4 protein-coding genes are annotated in these 5,673 nt (G+C 38.3%); 1 reads left to right on the top strand and 3 read right to left on the bottom strand.

Features of this window, described 5'->3' with window-relative positions; all coding sequences use genetic code 11:
• Positions 1-231: 231 nt before the first annotated feature.
• Positions 232-1,530, top strand: a complete 1,299-nt coding sequence (locus ABDZ84_RS19485) for a Zn-dependent hydrolase (protein ID WP_343782701.1) — start codon at positions 232-234, stop codon at positions 1,528-1,530.
• Between the two features lie 130 nt (positions 1,531-1,660).
• On the opposite strand, the gene ABDZ84_RS19490 is transcribed toward ABDZ84_RS19485, so the two are convergent.
• From ABDZ84_RS19490 to ABDZ84_RS19500, 3 genes are all read right to left on the bottom strand, one after another.
• Positions 1,661-2,224: a helix-turn-helix domain-containing protein gene (locus tag ABDZ84_RS19490; protein WP_343782703.1), complete on the bottom strand. Its 564-nt coding sequence runs from the start codon at positions 2,222-2,224 to the stop codon at positions 1,661-1,663.
• A gap of 99 nt (positions 2,225-2,323) precedes the next feature.
• Complete coding sequence (locus ABDZ84_RS19495; protein WP_026679587.1) at positions 2,324-3,544, bottom strand: EAL domain-containing protein; 1,221 nt, start codon at positions 3,542-3,544, stop codon at positions 2,324-2,326.
• 576 nt (positions 3,545-4,120) lie between these two features.
• Positions 4,121-5,314, bottom strand: a complete 1,194-nt coding sequence (locus tag ABDZ84_RS19500; protein WP_343782706.1) for a collagen-like triple helix repeat-containing protein — start codon at positions 5,312-5,314, stop codon at positions 4,121-4,123.
• Positions 5,315-5,673 lie beyond the last annotated feature (359 nt).

A 5,673-nucleotide genomic window follows, 5' to 3' on the forward strand; every position in this document is an offset into this window, starting at 1 on the left:
ATAGCTACTAGAGGAAGCGTAAATCTGAGCATTTAGTGATAAGGAATGAGCGAATTTTGCTCCGTTTTTCTTATCTCTGTAGCAGTATATATATCACGTATATAACTGGCAGTAAGCCCTCATTGATTGAAGTTTCACTTTATGGCATCTTGACTTTAAAAACAAGTTGGAATTATTCTATTATTAATTCAATTTGTTGTTTAGTAAAAATCGAGTAGGAGGGAACATCTAATGAATCAAAAGAAAACGAATTTGCTCCGTGAGCGTTTATTGCATGGATACAATCAGGAATTAGATTATGGAGGGGTATCTGGTGAGCGAATTGCTGATCGTTTAAACGAAATAGCTACTATTGGTCGAACTGAAGATGGTGGGTCCAATCGTCCAGGGTATTCAAAAGAGGAAGTGGCTGCTCAAAATAAAGTTGCCATGTGGATGAAGAACGCAGGACTAGAGGTGAAAGAAGATGGTGCTGGGAATTTAATTGGAAGACTAGAGGGTAAAGAAGCTACACGTCCCGCTATTATGAGTGGTTCCCATGTGGACAGTGTACCAAATGGTGGCCATTTCGATGGAGTGCTTGGTGTGATTGCCGCATTAGAGGTAGTAGAGGCATGGAATACGATAGGATATCAACCAACGAAACCCTTTGAAGTAGTGGTGTTTGCTGATGAGGAGGGGGCGCGGTTTAATGGTGGGCTGAATGGAAGTGAAGCAATGATTGGAAACTTTAATATGGAAGAGAAAAAACAGTTAGTGGATAAGGAAGGATATAGCTTTGAAGAAGTTCTAAAACAGGTTCAATTAAGTGTGGAAGGCTATCAGAATGCGAAACGGGATATGAACGAGATTGAATTATTTGTAGAGGTACATATTGAGCAGGGGAAACAGTTGGAAAAAGAAGGGCTGCCATGTGGTGTTGTGACAGGAATTGCTGGGCCTTGCTGGTTGGAGCTCACATTTTTAGGAGAAGCAGGTCATGCAGGAAATACACCGATGAAAGATCGAAAGGATGCTCTTGTAGCCGCAAGTGAATTTATCTATCAAGTGAATAAGCTACCCAAAGAAATGAATGATACTGCTGTTGCTACCATTGGGAAACAACTCGTAGAACCAAATGGTGTAAATGTTATTCCGGGTAAAGTAACTTTATATGTTGATATTCGAGATATTTATCAGAATACTAGAGATGTATTAGTGGATAATGTTTTAAATCTAGCAGAAGCGATTGCCGATAAGCATCATCTTATGTTTAACTATGTAGAAAAAACGAGGGTAAAGCCAGTACCGATTATGAATGATAAGCAGGAATTATTAGCAGAAACCATCGAAGAAATGGATATGAAACCTTATAAGTTACCAAGTGGAGCTGGACATGATGCCATGATTATTGGCGAAAAAGTTCCAGTAGCCATGCTATTTGTCCAAAGCAAGAATGGAATTAGCCATAATCCTTTAGAATGGTCTGATTTAAGTGATTGCGTACAAACCATACATGTGTTGAAAAATTTTGTAGAAAAGATACAGTAAGCATATTTAGTGGATAACCGACAAGGGGGGAGGTAACCTTTTAATTCTGTTTCTGTATCTTCTCTGTCAAAGCGTTCCATATGATAATAATAGGTAGCTTCAGGAATACCCACAACAAGAAGAATACCTTTTAATCGGAATCCTTCTTCTTTGAGTTCGAATGCCACCTTTGCCTGTGCTTTTCGTAGAAGGCATTCGGATTCTCCCGAAAAGCTTTTAGCTTTTTTAAGTAGGCATTCTCTAGCCTTAGTAGTTCGTTCTCACGTTCTAACGCTTCTTCACGTGTTCTCTTTTTTGCTTCCTGCTTCTTCTGATTAATGGGTTTTTTAGGCATAGAAGGACGCCCCTTTCGTTTTAATTCCAGGCCTTCCTTACCTTGTCTGCGAAATTTTTTCATCCAGAGTTTAACAATGGACGAATTGCTCAACTTAAATGGAACAGCAGTTTCTCTATAAGAAGCACCTGTCTCTAACATAAATTGTATCGTATCTAATTTAAATTGAACAGAATACTCCTTCTTTGTTTTTCTCCGTTCTAGTCCCTTCATACCGTGACGCTCATAGTTTTTCACCCATTCATATAGTGGTGTAAAGCTACTCATATGATATTTTTTGGCTAAGGAACGATATGAAAGATTTCCATCTATATACTCGGTGACAACCTTCCCTTTAAATTCTTCACTATATTTAGCCACAAAAACACCCCCTGAAATTAGATTTTTTACTCTAACTTCAGGGGGTCGATACCTTATCGTTCGTTTTTTATTGTATCTTCATTCTTTTGTCTCAGCCTCTCATAATAAACCATCTTGTTCGAATAGAAAATTGTATGGGATATCGATAAAAATAAATTGTTGTTCTGAGATAGGATGGGAGTATGTCCTAATTCGCTCGTCTCTCTCTATATCTGTATATAAATCAGAAAGTATTCCTTTTTTCTCCATATTCATACGTACAATATTTTCAAAGAAGTACGGGCGCCAGCTCCAGTTTTTTTGTCGTCCTTCGTTACGCAATTCCCATTCACCATCCAGATTCTTTTCCGCGTTGGAGGATAATTGAAAGCCTGCTTCATTACAAATATATACTCGAAATGTAAATGCATCACAATCCTTAGCAACGGTCAGGATTGTTTCGTCATAAGGGGCATCTGGATTTATTTTTTTCAAAGTTGTTCCTAATTGTTGATTAATTCTATTTGTCAAATCTAACTGCGCTTTCATTTTCTTATGCTCAAACGTTATAAAATGGTGGAAATCTTTCTTAACTTTATCCTTACAGTTGTCTGCTGATATAAATTCAGGGTGTATCTTTTCCAAATAGCTTCCTTGATAATAACGACCACCATTTCGCCATGCATAATTTAATTGTTGGAACGTTGTAATGCCTTTAAAGAGTAAGGTTGCGCCAATTTTACGAGAAAGCATAGATAATAAATGGTGTACATCTTGATACAATTGAGGTAGGTCATCATCTTGTAGAAATGCTACATCTACTTTTATTATATTGGGTTTAATGATAGCTAATTTATCTAGGTTACCATTACGTTGACCAACGTCATCAATTGCGATTTGTAAACCATATGTTTGTATATATGCAAATAAATGCTTTAGTTCATAGATATGATCTGTGACAAATGACTCAGAAAATTGTAGTATTAAATTTTTTAGCATCAGTCCCTTTTCAGCATAAGTATTTAATAATGCCATCATGCTATCGCCATCATCCTTGAGCAATAAATTAGCATCATAATGAATAAATAAAAATTGGGACTGATCCGAACATATATACTTATCTAATACCTTATGAAGCACCGCATTACTTAGCTCTAATCGGAATTCGCTCGGTATCGATTCATCTTTTACAAACCAACAGAGGTTATGTAATTCTTTGTCTTCTCCTTGAAAATAAGGTATAACTTCATAGCCAATAATTAATTGATTTTCTGCACTTATAATCGGATCGAAGTATGGAACGATCTGATCAAGCTTCATCATGATATCTAATGGGTCCATACGTATCAACTCCATAATTGTCCTTTATACCCCATAGTATAGCATGTATGAATACGATTTTCTCCTAACATAGCCTATAATAATAACCAAGTTTTGCTAAATGAAGAAAGTAGAGCTTCTGTATTTTCTGTAAAAATAGAATAACTATCTTAGATTTGTTAGTACGATAACTTTTCATTTTCATGCATTACAATATTCTTATAGATATCTAAAAGAGGTTGGAACGAAAGAATATTTAGATATGTAAAACCCAAACTTTATCTGAAATAGTTTAGATGAAGTTCGGGTTATTGTTATGGTTATAGGTAGTGCATTCATTACTAAGTCAAAATGCTTCGCTTTTCGCGGGGACGTATTAGCTTCCTCAGAAAGCAAAGAACGCTTTCCTGTGGGATGTTCAGGCTCACGCTTTTCCCGTAGGATAAGGAAGGCTTCGGTAGCGATACATTGCACGCAGAAAAAGCGTTTTTCTTTTTCAAGGAGTCTACGAAATTTGACTGCGCTTCGTATGAACATTTATTTTATCGTTCAGCTTTGAGTTAACTATTTTAGTTTCGCTTATATATTCTAAATAACTTAAGATAATCTGTGAACTGACCAAATCGTTCCAGTTGCATCTGTACCGCCTAGATCGACATTAATAGTTAATCCATCTGCGACATATTGAATAGCAATGACATCCCCAGCATCTAATTCTACATCTCCTTCTAATGTTACTTGGCCGCTTCCTAGTATGGCCCTTAATGTTAGCAATAGAACAATGTCTACGTTTAGAACGGGAAATAACCCTGTAATTAAGTCTGTAGTAACTGGTGATATTCGTTGGACTACTAAAGCTGGATTTATTCCTGCTCCTAATGAAACAGTAATAGCTGCTGTAGTTGAGTAACTGATAACAGCTTTTATAGAATATCGTCCTGTTGCAGGAATGGTATATGTTCCAGCTACTTCGTCAAATCCTGCTGCATCATAAAAAGGACTCACTACAGACCAATTGTCCAGTTGGGTATCGGCAGCTACAGTTGTAGGGACCCTGTTAGCGGAAAAGCCGATATCTGTTACAATATCTCCCGTTGCGCCAGTAACGCCAGTAACGCCAGTAGCGCCGGTAGGTCCGGTAGCGCCAGTAACGCCAGTAGCACCGGTAGCGCCAGTAACGCCAGTAGCGCCGGTAGGTCCGGTAGCGCCAGTAACGCCAGTAACGCCAGTAGCGCCAGTAACGCCAGTAACGCCAGTAGCGCCAGTAACGCCAGTAACGCCAGTAGCACCGGTAGCGCCAGTAGCACCGGTAGTTCCAGTAGCCCCCGTAACGCCGGTAGCCCCAGTAGCGCCAGTAACGCCAGTAGCGCCGGTAGGTCCGGTAGCGCCAGTAACGCCAGTAGCGCCGGTAGGTCCGGTAGCGCCAGTAACGCCAGTAGCGCCGGTAGGTCCGGTAGCCCCAGTAGCGCCAGTAGGTCCAGTCGGCCCAGTAGCTCCAGTAGCTCCAGTAGCTCCAGTAGGTCCAGTAGGTCCAGTCGGCCCAGTAGCTCCAGTAGGACCATTTTCACAACATGAAGGTAAATTAATTTCATTTATGATGTTTAAGTTACCACATCGACAGTGGTTATAGTGTTTATTACAATTAGTACAGTAGCTATGATTTATATCTTCATCGTAGCTATCAATATACTCCACATGTAATTCTTTGTTTTTGCAATATGAACAGTTATTTTTATTAGCAGGACAATTACATCTTTTATGGTAAAATTGTGGAAATTTACTGCTCGACATCTTGTTCCCTCCTCTAACAAAAGCTGGACTTCTATATTCTATTAAAAGAAAAAAATGACGGTGTAATTCAAAACCCTACTATCCGGTAAAATAATGTAAAAGTTTACATCTTATACAGGTAGGAAATACGTATGTGAGAGAGGAATTTTAGTGGAATTCAAGAAAATTAGTATATTTGTCAGGAGCTTATTATGGCAGTATAATTTCTGAATATTAAGCTTAACACTAATTTATAACAGAGATTATTAGAAAAGGGTCTTTTATAGAATGTAATATTCATTTCCAAAAAAGGGGCTGGGACAAAACCCAGTAAAATAAAAAGTGGTACTCGCCAATAATTTGGTAAGTACCACTTTTTT

It is taken from the genome of Virgibacillus salarius, assembly GCF_039521925.1.
GTDB classification, from domain to species: Bacteria; Bacillota; Bacilli; order Bacillales; family Amphibacillaceae; genus Virgibacillus; species Virgibacillus salarius.

Excerpts from the sequence above, each read along its gene's own strand:
- ABDZ84_RS19485 (WP_343782701.1), top strand. The coding sequence starts at position 232 with ATGAATCAAAAGAAAACGAATTTGCTCCGTGAGCGTTTATTGCATGGA.
- ABDZ84_RS19500 (WP_343782706.1), bottom strand. The coding sequence starts at position 5,314 with ATGTCGAGCAGTAAATTTCCACAATTTTACCATAAAAGATGTAATTGT.
- ABDZ84_RS19495 (WP_026679587.1), bottom strand. The coding sequence starts at position 3,544 with ATGGACCCATTAGATATCATGATGAAGCTTGATCAGATCGTTCCATAC.